Raw genomic sequence first — 14,622 nt, forward strand, 5'->3', positions numbered from 1 at the left:
GGTCTCCCTGCAAGGACGTCGAAGGTCAAACCGTCGGCATCCGGTCGAGGAAGCCGGTGACGCTGCGCAGCCGTCCATCCGACGCCATCAGGGCGAAGTCGGTGCCGTGGGCGACCAGTTCGCCGCCCTCCGCCCCCAGCGCCCAGGAGAAGCGCAGCCTGTCGCCATACCCGTCCACCGCGCCCCGCAGGCTGAAGCACAGCCCGGGAAACTGCCGTTGCACGGCGTCGATCAGGGCATCCAGCCCATCATGGCCGTGCACCGCCGCCAGCGGGTCGAGATAGCTGGCGTCCTCGCTCCAGCCCTGCGCGATCAGCGCGCGGCGGCGCTGCGGGTCGGCTTCGTTCCAGGTGGCGATGTAGAGATCGGCGATCGCGGTGGGGGAATGGGTCGTATCGGTCATCATGGGGTCCCTTTGCCGTCCGCCGGACTGTCCCGGCGAATCCAGGATCGCGCGATCGGGAGACCGGAATCGATTACGTCGCAGGTAATTCCACACACGAACGCCCCCGCGCCATGCGCATGACAGCCATCACCGCCGCATCGCGGTACGGGCACACCGGGAGCGGTTAAGGTCCTGAACCGTCGCCGCCGCCGTCACCGTCCGGATCCTCCATGCGTCTCATCTTCCTGCTCGGCCTCGCCGGCTTCGCCAGCGCCTTTTCCCTGCGCACCACCGATCCGATGCTGACGCTGATCGCCGACGATCTGGAAGTGACGGTGCGGCAGGCGGCGCTGCTGGCCTCGGCCTACACGCTGCCCTATGCGCTGATGCAGATCGTGCTGGGACCGGTCGGCGACGCCATCGGCAAGTCTCGGCTGGTCCGGCTGGCGCTGGCGGTGCTGACCGTCGGGCTGGCGCTGTCCACCATCGCCCCGACCTACGGCACGGTGATGGCCGGGCGCATCCTGGCCGGCGCCTTCGCCGGCGGCATCATCCCGGCCTCCATGGCGCTGATCGGCGACCGGGTGCCCTACGAGGAGCGGCAGATCGCCATCAGCCGCTTCCTGCTGGCGGTGATCCTCGGCCAGATGTCGGGCTCCGCCGTGTCGGGCGCGCTGGCCGAAGCCTTCGGCTGGCGCGTGGTGTTCGGCCTGTCCACCGGCCTGACCGCGCTGATCTGCGCTGCGGCGCTGATCGGCTTGGCGCGCGAGGTGGAGACGCGCTCCCCCCTGTCGGTGGCGGAGGCGCAGCGGCGCTATGCCACCGTGCTGACCAACCCGGCGTCCCTGTTCGTCTTCGCCACGGTGGCGGCGGAAGGGCTGCTGATCTTCGGCGTCTTCCCCTTCGTGGCGCCGGTGCTGATCGAGCATGGCGCGGCCGGCGCCTTCCAGGCCGGGCTGACCATCGCCGCCTTCGCCATCGGCGGCGTCTTCTACAGCGCGGTGGTGCGGCGGCTGATCGCCTCGCTCGGCCAGTGGGGCATGATGAAGGCGGGCGGGCTGGCGGCCGGGCTGGCCTATCTTGTCATCGCCTTCCCGGTGCCCTGGCCGGTGGTCAGCCTCGCCTTCCTGGTCGCCGGCTTCGGCTTCTACATGCTGCACAACACCATGCAGACCCAGGCGACAGAACTGGCGCCGACCGCCCGCGGCTCGGCGCTGGCCCTGTTCGCGTCGAGCTTCTTCATCGGGCAGGGCATCGGGCCGGTGCTCTACGGCTACATCTCGACCCATACCGGCTTCGCGCCGCTGTTCCTCGGCGTCGGCCTGCTGACCGCCGGGCTGGGCTTCGCCTCGGCCCGGCTGATCCGGCGGCGGTGAGCCTCCGGCAGGAGGCCATGGCGGCATCCTGATCAACCCGCAAGCGCGACCATAAGTTACCAAAAATATAATAATTAAATTACGCAAATATCGGATTTAACGTAATCTTATCACCGCTATGCGGGCTTACCCGAATTTCATATGCCATTGGTTATCAGCTAGAACGAATTCCCTCGCCCTCCTACGGCGAAGTCTGAATTCGGTGAAATCGAATGGCTGCTTTCCGCGAAACGGCCGTCATTGCCTGCTCGGGTCCGATGACCCTGGCCGCGCTCGAAGAAACGCGTGACCGGCTTCGGGATTCGCTGAATGCCGCCAAGCGGATCGAGGTGGATTGCAGCGGGGTCACCGACGCATCGGTCTGCTTCGTCCAGCTTCTTCTGGCGGCCGGAACGAGCGCTGCGGGACGAGGCATCGATCTGCACATCAAGCAGCCCGTTCCCGCGGCTCTGCGGGATGTCCTGGAGCGGGGCGGCTTCGTCGGCAAGGTCGGATCGGCGTGCGATGGGCAGGAATTCTGGATCGGGGAGCCTTGATACTATGGCAAAGACCGTACTAGCCGTCGATGATTCCGCCAGCATGCGCCAGATGGTCAAGCTGACCCTGTCGACTGCCGGTTATCAGGTGGTGGAGGCCGCCGATGGGCGCGAGGCGCTGGCCAAGGCGAAGGGCACCGCCTTCGACATGGTGCTGACCGACCTGAACATGCCGAACATGGACGGTTTGACGCTGATCCGCGAATTGCGGACCCTGTCGACCTATCGCGGCGTTCCGATCGTCTTCCTGACCACCGAATCCGATGCCGGCAAGAAGGCCGAAGCGAAGACGGCCGGCGCCACCGCCTGGATCGTCAAGCCGTTCCAGCAGGACCAGCTGCTGAACCTCGTCCGAAAGATCATCGGCACATGACCGGGGCCGACCCCAGCCAGATCTTCCGCGAAGAGGCGGCGGAACTGCTGGCCGCCCTCGAAACCGCGCTGCTTCACCTGGAACAGCGCCCCGCCGACCGTGAGCCGCTCGACACCGCCTTCCGCGCCCTGCACACGATCAAGGGCTCCGGCTCGATGTTCGGGTTCGAAGCCGCGGCGAGCTTCACCCACCATCTGGAAAGCGCCTTCGACCGGATGCGCAAGGGCGAATTGGCCGCCACGCCGGCGATGATCGGTATCGCCCTTGCCGCCAAGGACCATATCCGCGTCCTGATCGACGATCCGGCCGGTGCCGACGCCGCGGCCGGTGCCGGCATCCTGGCCCGGCTGGCGGAGCAGAGCGACGGCGCCGCGATGTCCGCATCCCTTCGCCAGGACCTCGACGATGCCGACGGCCGGGCGAGCTGGCGTGTCCGTTTCCGGCTCGCCCCCGATGCGCTCGAGCGTGGAACCAACCCGCTGCTGCTGCTCGACGAATTGCGCGAATTGGGGGACGCCGGGGTCGTCGCGCTGACCGGCGACATTCCGCCGCTGGAGGAGCTGGAGCCGACCCTCTGCCACGTTGCGTGGGAGGTCATCCTCACCACCACCCACCCGCGGTCGACCATCGAAGACGTGTTCATCTTCGTGATCGACGAGACCGAGCTGACCATCGAGCCGGTGCCGGTGCCGGTGCCGGAACGGGAGGCGGAACAGGGGCCGGTGATGACGGCCGACCTGCCGGCCCCGGCCCCGGTTCCGCGCGAGCCGGCCGCGCCGAAGGCGGAGGCCGGCCCCGAGAAGGCGAAGGCGCAGCCGGCGGCCAACTCGATCCGCGTGCCGGCGGAGCGGCTCGACGACCTGATGGACCAGGTCGGCGAACTGGTGATCGCCCACGCCCGGCTGAAACAGCTCGTTTCCGACAGCGTCGATCTGCAGATCAAGTCCGTCACCGAGGAGATCGAGCGGCTGTCCAACGGGTTGCGCGACATCACCATGGGGATCCGCATGGTGCCGGTGGAATCGCTGTTCGGCCGGTTCCGCCGGCTGGTGCGCGATCTGTCGCAGGAACTCGGCAAGGACGTGGCGCTGACGATGTCCGGCGAGGAGACCGAGCTGGACAAGACGATGATCGAGCGGCTGAACGACCCGCTCGTCCACATCATCCGCAACAGCCTGGACCATGGGCTGGAGCCGGCGGCCGACCGGGTCGCGGCGGGCAAGCCGCCGCAGGGACGCATCCATCTGTCGGCGCGCCATGCGGGAACCCGCGTGCTGATGACCATCCGCGACGACGGGCGGGGGCTGGACCGCGACCGCATCCGGGCGAAGGCCGAGGAGCAGGAACTGATCCCGCCCGGCGCCAAGCTGTCGGACGCCGAGCTGTTCCAGCTGATCTTCCATCCCGGCTTTTCGACGGCGCGGGCGTTGACCAGCGTCTCGGGGCGCGGCATCGGCATGGATGTGGTCAAGCGCACCATCGATGGGCTGCGCGGCACCATCGAGGTGTCCAGCACGCCCGGCGGCGGCACCGAGATCACGCTCGGCCTGCCGCTGACGCTGGCGATCATCGATGGCCTGCTGGTCCGGGTCGGGCAGGGGCGCTACGTCATCCCGCTGTTCGCCGTCGAGGAATGCGTGGAACTGCCGCCGGACGTCGAGCGCCGCCATGCCGGGCGCAATTTCCTCAACATACGCGGCGCGCTGGTGCCGTTCCTGCGGCTTCGCGACAGCTTCGGCGTTCGCCACCCCCCCGACCTCTACCAGAAGATCGTCATCATTTCCTCCGGCGACCGGCGGGTCGGTCTGGTGGTGGACCAGGTGCTGGGCGACCACCAGACCGTCATCAAGTCGATGTCGAAACTGCACGCCGACGTCGCCAGCTTCTCCGGTGCCACCATCCTGGGCGACGGATCGGTGGCCCTGATCCTCGACATCGCCCAGATCGTCGCCGCCGGACAGGTCCAGGACCAGCGGCGCGAAGCCTCTTGACCCCCGTCTTCGGCCCTTGCGTCGGCATTCGTTCAAGAGATTGATTTCAGGGGGCAGGCATGGCCGTTACCGACACCCGATCCTTCGAAGCGCTGACCCTGGGACTGGGCGGCGAGATCTTCGCCATCGACGCCAATTCGGTCCACGAGATCCTGGACGTCGTTCCCCAGACCGAGGTTCCCGGCGCGCCGCCGCTGGTCGGCCGTCTGATCAACGTGCGCGGCAAGGTGGTGCCGCTCGCCGACCTGCGGATCCGCTTCGGCATGGACTGCACGCCGCCGACCATCGACACCCGTATCGTCGTCGTCGAAATCCTGCTGGACGACGAGCCGACGGTGGTCGGGCTGCTGGCCGACAAGGTCCATGAGGTGACCAGCATCGCCGGCGCCTCGATCGAGGACACCCCGGACATCGGCATGCGCTGGAACCCCGACCTGATCAAGGGGATCGGCAAGCGCGGCGACGACTTCATCGTCATTCCGGACATCGTCCGCATCTTCACGACCCACTGACATTCCGGCCAACGGAAACATGCCCCTTTCAGCCGACAGGGCGCGCCGTACCAGCAAGGAACGACCATGCGCATCTCCATCAAAGCCAAAATCGTCGCGGCATTCGGCACGGTCATCCTGCTGTCCGCCGCCACCGCCGGCATCGCCCTGAACGGCCTGTCGGATTTGAACGAGAAGATCGAACAGCTGGTCAGCGTCTCCGCCCAGCGGATCAACATCGCCCGGCAGATGCCGACCACGGTCTTTCTGCTCCAGCGCGAGGAAAAGAACTTCCTGCTGTCGAACAGCGAAGAGGACATGGACCGCTTCGACAAGGGGATGCTGGCCCGCCGGGAGGATTTCAAGGGGATCCTGGAGCAGTACCGGCGGGTCGCCGATGCCGAAGGCAACCGCAAGGCGGCGCAGATCGAAGCGCTGATGACGGAATTCACCAGCGCCCAGGACAAGGTCCGCTCGATCGGTCGCATCCACTCCAATTCCAAGGGCGCCGAACTCCTGACCGGCATCGGCAACGACTCGGTCGCCACGGCGCAGGAGGCCCTGCGGCCTTTGCTCGATCGCGCGGAGAACGGGTCCCAGGCGACGGCGGAACAGGTCGCCATCGCCCATCTGGTCCGGCGCATGACGACGGACTGGGCCAACGCGCGCATCATCGTCAGGAATTCCTTGCTGGTTCCCGATGACGCGGCCACGGCCGCGGTTCTCAAGCCGTTGCCCGATCTGCTGAAGAACATTTCCCAGCAGCAGGATGCCATCCGCGGCCGCCTGACGGCCGATGAGGACGTCCGGGCGTTCAACAGCTTCATCGACCGTTATCGCGCTTACGAGCGCATCACCAGCGATGCCGTCGCCCTGGCCTTGAAGAACACCGAAGTCAAGGCGCTGGCGCTCTCCGTCGGCGAAGTCCGCGCCGCGGCCTCCAAGCTTAGCCAAGCCGCCAACGAGCTGGTCGCCGACGCCGAAAAGGGCATGGCGGCGGACAAGCAGGCCGCCGAGGCGACCTATGCCCAGATCCGCATGATCACCCTCTCGGCCGTTGCCCTCGCCCTGCTGGTCGCCATCGCCGCCGGCGCCTACATCGCGATCTCCATCGCCCGCGGCCTCGGCAAGGCGGTCGGGCTGGCCGACGCGGTGGCGATCGGCGACCTCGGCCGGAAGGTGGAGGTGTCGAGCGACGACGAGATCAAGGATCTGGTGACGGCGCTCAACAGCATGACCGCCAACCTGCGGGCGACGGCGGATGTGGCCGAGGAGATTTCCCGCGGCAACCTGACCGTCCAGGCCCGTCCGCTGTCCGACAAGGACATGCTGGGCATGGCGCTGGAAACCATGCTGGAGAAGCTGCGCGGCGTCGTGACCGACGCCTTGTCCGCCTCCGACAACGTGGCGGCGGGCAGCCAGCAGCTGTCGGCCAGCTCCGAGGAGCTGTCGCAGGGCTCCACCGAACAGGCGTCCGCCGCCGAGGAGGCGTCGGCCTCGATGGAGGAGATGGCCGCCAACATCAAGCAGAACGCCGAGAACGCCACCCAGACGGAGAAGATCGCCCGCCAGTCGTCCAAGGACGCCCAGGCCTCGGGCGAGGCGGTCAACAAGGCGGTGCAGGCGATGCAGACCATCGCCGAAAAGATCAGCATCGTCCAGGAGATCGCCCGCCAGACCGACCTCTTGGCGCTGAACGCCGCGGTGGAGGCGGCGCGGGCCGGCGAGCATGGCCGCGGCTTCGCCGTCGTCGCTTCCGAGGTGCGCAAGCTGGCCGAGCGCAGCCAGGGGGCGGCGGCGGAAATCAGCTCGCTGTCGGCGGAATCGACCAAGATCGCCCAGGAGGCCGGACAGATGCTGGGCCGGCTGGTGCCCGACATCCGCAAGACCGCCGAGCTGGTCGAGGAGATCAGCGCCGCCTGCCGCGAGCAGGACATCGGCGCCGAGCAGATCAACCAGGCGATCCAGCAGCTCGACAAGGTGACGCAGCAGAACTCCAGCGCCTCGGAACAGATGGCGGCGACGTCGGAGGAGCTGTCCTCGATGGCGACCCAGCTGCAGGAGACGATCTCCTACTTCACGGTGGAGGAGAAGGCCGCCGTCCGCGGCGCCATCGCCCGGACCCCGTCCTCCCAGGCGTCCCCCCAGCCTGCATCCCAAGTGGCTATGGCGCGGCCGGCGCAGGCATCCGCCGCCCGTCGCCACCCCGCCGTCATCACCGTGCCGCACAAGGGGTCGGTGAAGCCGAACGGCCGGGACCGCGGGGTGAAGATCGCGCTCGAAGGCGGCAACGGCCCCGACGAGCTGGATGCCCGCTACACCGCACACTGATCGCACCGGCCGGGGGCGGCGCGGCCGGTGCCGCCCCCGGAGTGCATCCTTGACGGCAGCCCCTGTCCCCCGAACCGGAAGCCGCAGATGACCAGCGCGACCGCGCCCCGCGAACCGGCGCAATATGTGACGATCGGCATCGACCGCGAAGTGTTCGCCATCGAGGTCGGCATCGTGCGCGAGATCCTCGACCTCCAGCCGATCACCCGCCTGCCGCATGCGCCGCCGTTCCTGGTCGGCATGATCGACGTGCGGGGACAGGGGGTGCCCACCGTCGATCTGCGGGTCAAGCTGGGCCTGCCGGCGGCGCAGCCCACGGCGAATACCCGGATCATCGTCCTCGACGTGCCGCAGCCGGGGCAGGGCCAGGGGAGCCCGCTGACCGTCGGCGTCGTCGCCGACCGGGTCTTCGAAGTCACCGCGCTCGACGGTCATGATCTTGAAACGCCGCCCCAGGTGGGAGGGCGCTGGCGGTCCGACTGCATCAAGGCGATCGGCCGGTCCAACGGGACCTTCGTCATCGTCTTCGACATCGCCCGCCTGTTCGCCGACGACGACGTGGCCCTGCTGGGCGTAGCGGACACCATGTCATGATTGACGTCGACGACCCGCGGCCCCTGGCCAAACCGGCGCGGTCCCCGCAGGACGGCCTGTCGCCGCGCGATTTCGATCGGCTGGCCGCCATCATCGAATCCCAAACCGGCATCCGCATGCCGCCGGCCAAGCGGACGATGGTGGAAGGCCGGCTGCGCCGCCGGCTGCGGACGCTGGGCTTGCCGGACCTGAACGCCTATTGCCGGCATGTGCTGGACGGCGGCGGGCTGGACGGCGAGCTGGTCGGCCTGATCGACGCCGTCACCACCAACAAGACCGACTTCTTCCGCGAGATCGACCATTTCCGCTACCTGATGGGCACCGCCCTTCCGGCCTTGTCCCGCCTTCCCCATCATCCCGGCCGCGACCGTCCGCTGAAGATCTGGAGCGCCGCCTGTTCGACCGGGGCCGAACCCTACACGGTGGCCATGCTGCTGCTGGAGCAGGAGCGCGCCGGCATGCCGATCCGCCACGAGATCGTCGCGACCGACATCTGCACGGAGGCGCTCGCCACGGCCAGGATGGGGATCTATCCCGCCGACATGGCCAGGATGGTGCCCGAACCCTTCGCATCCCGCTATCTGATGCGGTCGCGCGACCCGGAGGATGCCACGGTCAGGCTGGTGCCGGCGGTCCGCCAGTCCGTCCGCTTCGGCCGCCTCAACGTGATGGACCCGGCCTATCCGGTCGCCACGGACATGGACGTGATCTTCTTCCGCAACATCCTGATCTATTTCGACAAGACGACGCAGAAGACGGTGCTGGAGAAGCTGTGCGGCCATCTGCGCCCCGGCGGCTGCCTGTTCATCGGCCACAGCGAGACCATCACCAACATGGACCTGCCGCTGAAACAGGCCGGCTCCGCCATCTTCATCCGGAATTGAGCGATGAGCCCCAGGATCCGCGTGCTGGTCGTCGACGACTCCGCCACCGTCCGCCGGACGCTGACCGACATCCTGTCCTCCGATCCGGGGATCGAGGTGATGGGGACCGCGGCCGACCCCTATGCCGCCGTCCGCCGCATCGCCGAGGAGACGCCGGACGTCATCACCCTGGATGTCGAGATGCCGCGCATGGACGGCATCACCTTCCTGCGCAAGCTGATGAGCCAGCACCCCATACCGGTGGTGATGTGTTCCTCGCTGGTGGAGGGCGGCAGCGAGACCCTGATGCAGGCGCTCGAAGCCGGTGCCGTCGACGTCATCCTGAAGCCGCGGACCGACACCCGCCAGAGCCTGCTCGACGCCCAGGTCCGCATCTGCGACACGGTCAAGGCGGCAGCCCGCGCCCGGCCGCGCCCGCGCCGCAGCCCCAGTCCAAGCCCCAGTCCAAGCCCCAGTTCAAGCCCCAGTTCAAGCCCGGGCTCTGCCGTCCCCGCACAGGCGACCGGACGTCCCCGCGTCACCGAACCGAAACTGAGCGCCGACGTCATGATGCCGGCTCCCGGCCGGGGGGCGATGGCGCGCACGACCGAGCGCGTGGTCTGCATCGGCGCCTCGACCGGCGGCACCGAAGCCCTGCGCGAGGTGCTGGAGGCGCTGCCCGCCGACAGTCCGGGCATCGTCGTCGTCCAGCACATGCCGGAAAGCTTCACCGCGGCCTTCGCCCGGCGTCTCGACGGCCTGTGCGAGGTCACGGTGCGCGAGGCGCGCGACGGCGACACCGTGCTGCGCGGACAGGTGCTGATCGCGCCGGGCAACCGCCATATGCTGCTGCAGCGCAGCGGCGCCCGCTATCTGGTGGCGGTGAAGGACGGGCCGCTGGTCTCCCGCCACCGGCCGTCGGTCGACGTGCTGTTTCGCTCGGCGGCGCATTGCGCCGGGGGCAATGCGGTCGGCGTCATCATGACCGGCATGGGCGACGACGGCGCCACCGGGATGCGCGAGATGCAGGACGCCGGCGCCTTCACCCTGGCGCAGGACGAAGAGAGCTGCGTCGTTTTCGGAATGCCCAAGGAGGCGATCGCCCGGGGCGGCGTCGGGAAAGTGGTCGGGCTTTCCTCGATCGCCCGCGAGATCCTGCGGCACGACCGGTCCTGACCCGGTCTGCTCTCTTCCCGACACATCTGACCGCATAAGGGCTTCGGCATGGACAGCATTCTCGACACGGCCGCCTTCGGGACCTTCGCCGGTTCAGGGGCCCGCGCCGGCACCGCGGCTCCGCCGTCCGGCCCCGGGCTGGTCCGGTCGCTGAAGGCCGAGCTGCAGGATGCGTCGGCGCCGATCGAAGCGGCGTTCCTGACGGTCGGCGAGACCCTGTCGCAGACGCTGGACCACATGGCGGTGATCGGCGACCGGTTTCTCGCCTTGTCCGCCCTGATCGACAGTGAGGACGGCGTCGCTGCGTCCAGCCGGCTCGGCAAGGTCCGCGAGGTGACCGACAGGCTGGCCACCGACCTCAGGCAAACGCTGGATGATTTGACCGGCCTCGACGCATCGGGCGCCGACATGGCGGCCCTGCTTGCCGGATTGTCCCGGATCATCGGCGAGATCACCGCCCTGGCGATCAATGCGAAGGTCCAATCGGTTCAGATCCGCTCTGGCAGCGACGACTTCAGCGTCTTCAATCGCGAGATCGACCGGCTCCACCGTCTGGCGGAGGAGGCGACGACGCAGGCGATCGCCCATCTTGCCGCCTTGCGGGATGCCATCTCGGCGGCCAAGGGCGGCGCCGCCCTGTTCCAGCGCGACAACCGGACGCGGCTGGACGATGTCGGACGCCGGCTGCAGGGCAGCCTGGACACGCTGGCGTCCCACCGCAACACCGCGCAGCAGGCCGCCCGCCGCTTCGCCGGCCGTGCCGCCGAGGTCGGCCAGCGGATCGCCCGCTGCATCAGCGATCTTCAGGTCGGCGACCTCACCTGCCAGCGGCTGTCCCACATCGCCGCCGCGCTGGATGTGCTCGAACTGCTGACGCATCCGCCCAGGCCGTCGGCGCTGCCGCAGGACCGGCGCTGGCTCGCGGAGCTTGACGACCGTCGCCGGACCGACCTGTCGGCGGCGATCTGTGCGCTCCAGATCCGCCAATACGAGGAGGCGAACAGCGATTTCGGCGGTCAGGTGGCGTCGCTGAAAGCGAATCTGGAAGCGCTCGTCCGGGACGCCGACGCCATCACGCGCGAGGCGGCGGATCTGTTCGGCGGTTCCAGCCGCGGCGAGCCCGGCCCTGCGAATGCCGCCGTCAAGGGCACCGGTGGTTCCGTTCTCGCCGATGTCGCGGGAGAAGTCGACCGCGCCCTGGACCTGCTGCATCACTATTGCCGGTCCGACGACGTCCTCAGGGAGCGGGTGGTCGAGGTGTCGCACGGCTTCGATGCCATGGATCGGGATGTCCGCGCCATCCGGTCCATCGACACCGACATGCGGCTGATGGGACTGAACACGACGCTGAAATGCACGCGCCTCGGAACCGAGGGACGGGGGCTGGGCGTGGTGGCGCAGGAGTTGCGCGCATGCAGCCGGCGGACCGAAGACGTGTCGAAGGCGATCACCGAAGCCATCCAGTCGGCCACCCGGCGTGCGAACGCCCTGGACCGGCGGTCGGACACCGATCATCGCGCGGCCATCGAACTGGCGGAAGAGATGACGAACTCGATGGAACTCCTGAACCGGCTGCAGGCCGACCAGACCCGGTCGCTGTCGGTCCTGAGCGGCGACTGCCGGGAGGTGTCCAGGCTTCTGACCGGGACCATCGACCGGCTCGCCATCGGGCGGCGGCTGGAGGCGTCCACCCGGCGCTTCGTCGAACAGGTCGAGGCGGTCTCCAAGATCGGGGAGATCCATGCTCCTGGAATCGCCGACGATCTGCATCGGCTGTTCGCCGCTCTCTACACCGCGGAACGGGAGCGGACGACGCACGCGCATCTCTTCGGCGGCGAGTCCCTGCCGGACGGCGGCGACCAGGGCGGCGACATCGACGAATTCTTCCTGTAAGGCCGCCATGCCGGTGCCGTCCCGGGCCGGGCTCGCTTGGATCCGCTGAATCGCCCGGTTCACGCCGGCCCAGGGGGTGATCCGGGGCGTCTTCCAGCCCCGGATGCCACATCCTCCCGCTACGCAGCCGCCCCCCTCACAGCTTCCATCTCAACCCGGCCCGGGCCGAGACGGTGTTGGCGCGGGTACGCAGCTCGTCCTGCACGACCAAACCGGCGCTGAGCCCATCGTCCAGCTCGACGCTGGCCCCGACACCGAACAGCGCCGCGTCGCGTCCGGGACGGCTGGCATCGGCGGTGAAGGCCGCCCCGGCCAACCGGTGGCCGCTGGTCGCCGTTGCGTCGGCGAAGTCGTGCCCCCAGGCCAGCGAGGCTTCCGGGCGCAGCGTCCAGCCGCCCAGATCCAGGCGGGTGCCGCCGCGCAAGCCGACGGTGCTGCGAATGCTGGTCCAGGCCGCAGCGTCGACGCCCAGGGCCGCTCCTTGGGCCGCAGCTCCTCCCTCTTCGCTGAAGGACCGGCGGGTAAGCCGGTCGAGGCGCAGCCCGACCCGCGGCTCGATCCAGGCCGTCTCGCCGGCGATCGTCATCCGGTGCCCCGTCGCCAGTTCCGCCGACCAATCGTGGCCGCCGGCCTTGGCCGTCGCCCCTTGGGCGAAGCCGCCGAAGGCGACGACCCGCTGGGTATCGTAGCGGGCATAGCCGTAGCCCAGGGCGCCTTCGACATAGGGGCCGTCGTAACCCATCAGGTTCCAGCTGCCGTACAGCGTCGCCTGATAGCTGTCGGCCTTGCCTTTCCCCAGACCGTTCTGCGAGGACACCCGGTTGCGCAGGAAGCCCAGCGCCAGGCCCGCCGTGACGCCGCCGTCGAAGGAACGGTCGGCTCCCACCAGGAAGCCGCCGATGCGTTCGGTCGCCCCGGCGGCGTTGCCGTCCGCACCGACCCGGCCATAGGCCGCCAGCGGCTGTCCCCACACCCCGCCGGTCGCCGGACCGGCCGAAGGGGCTGTCCCTGGGGTGCCGATCGCCACGGCATTGCCGCCGCCGCCGCCGAGGCGCAGGTCGCCGAAGGCCGCGCCGTCGCCGCGCAAGGCCGCCAGACGGTCGGCCACCGCTTGGCCGAACAGGCGGCGGTTGCTGCGGTCGGCGGCCAGCATGTCGGCATGCAGCTTGCCCGAGAGCCGGTCGAGCGCCGAGCCGATCCCGCCGGCGCCGAGGCCGTAAAGACCGCTGAACAGCGGAGCCGACGCCCCGTCCAGCCGCAGGCCGGCGGCTGGCCGCGCGGCATCGACCGCGGCGGCGGCCCGCCGCTGGTTGCCGGTGACCCCGACCGTTGCGTAACGGCTGGGCGTCACCACCAGCTGGACGCTGTCGGGACCATATAGGGTGTCGAAGCGGGTACCGGCCGCCAGCCCGTCGGAGGGCTGCGTCAGCCTGTCGAAGCTGCCCAGCACGCCGCCCGTGGCGGTGACGACGGTGAAGCGCGCGCCCAAGGCCGGGCTATAGCCGTTGGTGGCGCTGCCGCCGATGCCGCGCAGCAGCGGGGCGAGCGTGCCGGCGGCGGTGAAGGTCGCGCCCTCGACCATGATGCGGTCATGATGGCCGGTGCCGATGCCGGCGGTAGGGCCATCGATCTCGGCCCGGTAGACGCTTGTGCCGGTCAGGGTCACGGCCGAGCCGACCGTCAGCACGCCCGGCGAGTTGCCCGGCGAGAGCGTGCCGGCCACGGTCGTCTCGCCGAGGATGACGCCGCTGCCACCCAGCGTGGCGCCATCGGCGACGGTGACGGTGCCGCGGGCGGTGCCGTCGATCCTGGCCGTGCCGCCATCGGCGAGCGTGAGGGCGCCGGTGCTGCCGGTGCCTTCGACCGCGAGGGTGGCGTTCCGCACGGTGACCGGGGCCATGACGGCGCCGTCGACCGTGGCGCGGCCGCCGTCGCTGACGGTGACGGCGCCATTGACGATGCCGTTCGGGGCGACGGTCAGCGTGCCGCCGGAAACGGCCACGGTGCCGCCGACGCCACCGCCGCCGACCACGGTCATGCTGCCGCCGCCGGTGAGGGTGACCGGGGCGGCGACCACGCCGCCGACGACGGCCGACCCGTTGCCGATGCTGAGCGGCCCGGTGACGATGCCGCTGTTGGCGACGACGAGGCTGCCGCCGTTCCGGACGGCGAGGCCGCCGCCGTTGGACAGGTTGCCGGCGACCGTGACCGTGCCGGGCTCCGACACGGTGAGCGTGCCGCTGCCGGTGACGGCGCCGGCCAGCATGACGGAGCTGCCGCCAGGGGTGATGACGCCGTTGTTGCCGGTGACGTCGACGGTCTGGGTCAGGGTCAGCGGCGTCGACGGCCTCAGCGTGCCGCCGTCGAAGGTGACGGTGGTGGCCTGGACCTCGCCGTCGCTGTTGGTGAAGCTCGTCCGGCTGGTGTCGATCACGCCGGTCACCGGTGGCGGCGATACCACGACGGGCGGCGACACGACGACCGGTGGGGACACCACCACGGGCGGGGAAACCACGACCGGCGGCGGCGACACCACGAGGGGCGGAGGAGGAGGCGACACCACCGGCGGTGGCGGTGGCAGCGAAGGAGGGGGAGGGGGAGGAGGAGGGGGAG

The 14,622-nt window shown here is 69.4% G+C and carries 12 protein-coding genes; 10 read left to right on the forward strand and 2 right to left on the reverse strand.

The window, feature by feature from the left end; genetic code table 11:
- Positions 1 to 25: 25 nt before the first annotated feature.
- Entirely contained in the window at positions 26 to 403 is a 378-nt protein-coding gene (locus JHL17_RS26220; RefSeq protein ID WP_200197630.1) for a nuclear transport factor 2 family protein, read from the reverse strand.
- 212 nt (positions 404 to 615) lie between these two features.
- On the opposite strand from JHL17_RS26220, the gene JHL17_RS26225 reads away from it, so the two are divergent.
- The 10 genes from JHL17_RS26225 to JHL17_RS26270 all read left to right on the forward strand — a co-directional run bounded on the left by JHL17_RS26225 (position 616) and on the right by JHL17_RS26270 (position 12,009).
- Positions 616 to 1,761 carry an MFS transporter gene (locus tag JHL17_RS26225; protein ID WP_200197631.1) on the forward strand — a complete coding sequence of 382 codons (1,146 nt, stop codon included), beginning with the start codon at positions 616 to 618 and terminating at the stop codon, positions 1,759 to 1,761.
- Positions 1,762 to 1,973: 212 nt separating this feature from the next.
- Positions 1,974 to 2,297, forward strand: coding sequence for an STAS domain-containing protein (locus JHL17_RS26230; protein ID WP_200197632.1), 324 nt, complete (start codon positions 1,974 to 1,976; stop codon positions 2,295 to 2,297).
- Between the two features lie 4 nt (positions 2,298 to 2,301).
- Positions 2,302 to 2,670 (forward strand): response regulator, encoded by a 369-nt coding sequence (locus tag JHL17_RS26235; RefSeq protein ID WP_200197633.1) that lies wholly within the window; start codon positions 2,302 to 2,304, stop codon positions 2,668 to 2,670.
- Positions 2,667 to 4,661 (forward strand): chemotaxis protein CheA, encoded by a 1,995-nt coding sequence (locus JHL17_RS26240; protein WP_200197634.1) that lies wholly within the window; start codon positions 2,667 to 2,669, stop codon positions 4,659 to 4,661. Before JHL17_RS26235 ends, JHL17_RS26240 begins: the two co-directional genes overlap by 4 nt.
- A gap of 59 nt (positions 4,662 to 4,720) precedes the next feature.
- A complete protein-coding gene (locus JHL17_RS26245; RefSeq protein ID WP_200197635.1) occupies positions 4,721 to 5,173 on the forward strand; it encodes a chemotaxis protein CheW in 453 nt (150 codons plus the stop codon).
- Positions 5,174 to 5,239: 66 nt separating this feature from the next.
- Complete coding sequence (locus JHL17_RS26250) at positions 5,240 to 7,483, forward strand: methyl-accepting chemotaxis protein (protein WP_200197636.1); 2,244 nt, start codon at positions 5,240 to 5,242, stop codon at positions 7,481 to 7,483.
- An 87-nt stretch (positions 7,484 to 7,570) separates the two neighbouring features.
- Positions 7,571 to 8,077: a chemotaxis protein CheW gene (locus tag JHL17_RS26255; RefSeq protein WP_200197637.1), complete on the forward strand. Its 507-nt coding sequence runs from the start codon at positions 7,571 to 7,573 to the stop codon at positions 8,075 to 8,077.
- Positions 8,074 to 8,961 carry a CheR family methyltransferase gene (locus JHL17_RS26260; RefSeq protein WP_200197638.1) on the forward strand — a complete coding sequence of 296 codons (888 nt, stop codon included), beginning with the start codon at positions 8,074 to 8,076 and terminating at the stop codon, positions 8,959 to 8,961. The genes JHL17_RS26255 and JHL17_RS26260 overlap by 4 nt, the downstream gene beginning before the upstream one ends.
- 3 nt (positions 8,962 to 8,964) lie before the next feature.
- The gene (locus JHL17_RS26265) at positions 8,965 to 10,116 is read left to right on the forward strand and encodes a protein-glutamate methylesterase/protein-glutamine glutaminase (RefSeq protein ID WP_200197639.1); all 1,152 of its coding nucleotides are present in this window, start codon (positions 8,965 to 8,967) and stop codon (positions 10,114 to 10,116) included.
- 48 nt (positions 10,117 to 10,164) lie between these two features.
- Positions 10,165 to 12,009, forward strand: a complete 1,845-nt coding sequence (locus JHL17_RS26270; RefSeq protein ID WP_200197640.1) for a hypothetical protein — start codon at positions 10,165 to 10,167, stop codon at positions 12,007 to 12,009.
- Between the two features lie 136 nt (positions 12,010 to 12,145).
- Here JHL17_RS26270 and JHL17_RS26275 read toward each other — a convergent pair.
- Positions 12,146 to 14,622: autotransporter family protein (locus tag JHL17_RS26275; RefSeq protein ID WP_200197641.1), on the reverse strand; the 2,477-nt coding region annotated here is incomplete at its 5' end.

Origin of the sequence: Azospirillum endophyticum (assembly GCF_016595245.1) — a bacterium.
GTDB classification, from domain to species: domain Bacteria; phylum Pseudomonadota; class Alphaproteobacteria; order Azospirillales; family Azospirillaceae; genus Azospirillum; species Azospirillum endophyticum.

Coding starts and splice junctions, on each gene's coding strand:
- JHL17_RS26225 (WP_200197631.1), top strand. CDS start 616: ATGCGTCTCATCTTCCTGCTCGGCCTCGCCGGCTTCGCCAGCGCCTTT.
- JHL17_RS26270 (WP_200197640.1), top strand. CDS start 10,165: ATGGACAGCATTCTCGACACGGCCGCCTTCGGGACCTTCGCCGGTTCA.
- JHL17_RS26220 (WP_200197630.1), bottom strand. CDS start 403: ATGACCGATACGACCCATTCCCCCACCGCGATCGCCGATCTCTACATC.
- JHL17_RS26250 (WP_200197636.1), top strand. CDS start 5,240: ATGCGCATCTCCATCAAAGCCAAAATCGTCGCGGCATTCGGCACGGTC.
- JHL17_RS26265 (WP_200197639.1), top strand. CDS start 8,965: ATGAGCCCCAGGATCCGCGTGCTGGTCGTCGACGACTCCGCCACCGTC.
- JHL17_RS26260 (WP_200197638.1), top strand. CDS start 8,074: ATGATTGACGTCGACGACCCGCGGCCCCTGGCCAAACCGGCGCGGTCC.
- JHL17_RS26230 (WP_200197632.1), top strand. CDS start 1,974: ATGGCTGCTTTCCGCGAAACGGCCGTCATTGCCTGCTCGGGTCCGATG.
- JHL17_RS26255 (WP_200197637.1), top strand. CDS start 7,571: ATGACCAGCGCGACCGCGCCCCGCGAACCGGCGCAATATGTGACGATC.
- JHL17_RS26245 (WP_200197635.1), top strand. CDS start 4,721: ATGGCCGTTACCGACACCCGATCCTTCGAAGCGCTGACCCTGGGACTG.
- JHL17_RS26235 (WP_200197633.1), top strand. CDS start 2,302: ATGGCAAAGACCGTACTAGCCGTCGATGATTCCGCCAGCATGCGCCAG.
- JHL17_RS26240 (WP_200197634.1), top strand. CDS start 2,667: ATGACCGGGGCCGACCCCAGCCAGATCTTCCGCGAAGAGGCGGCGGAA.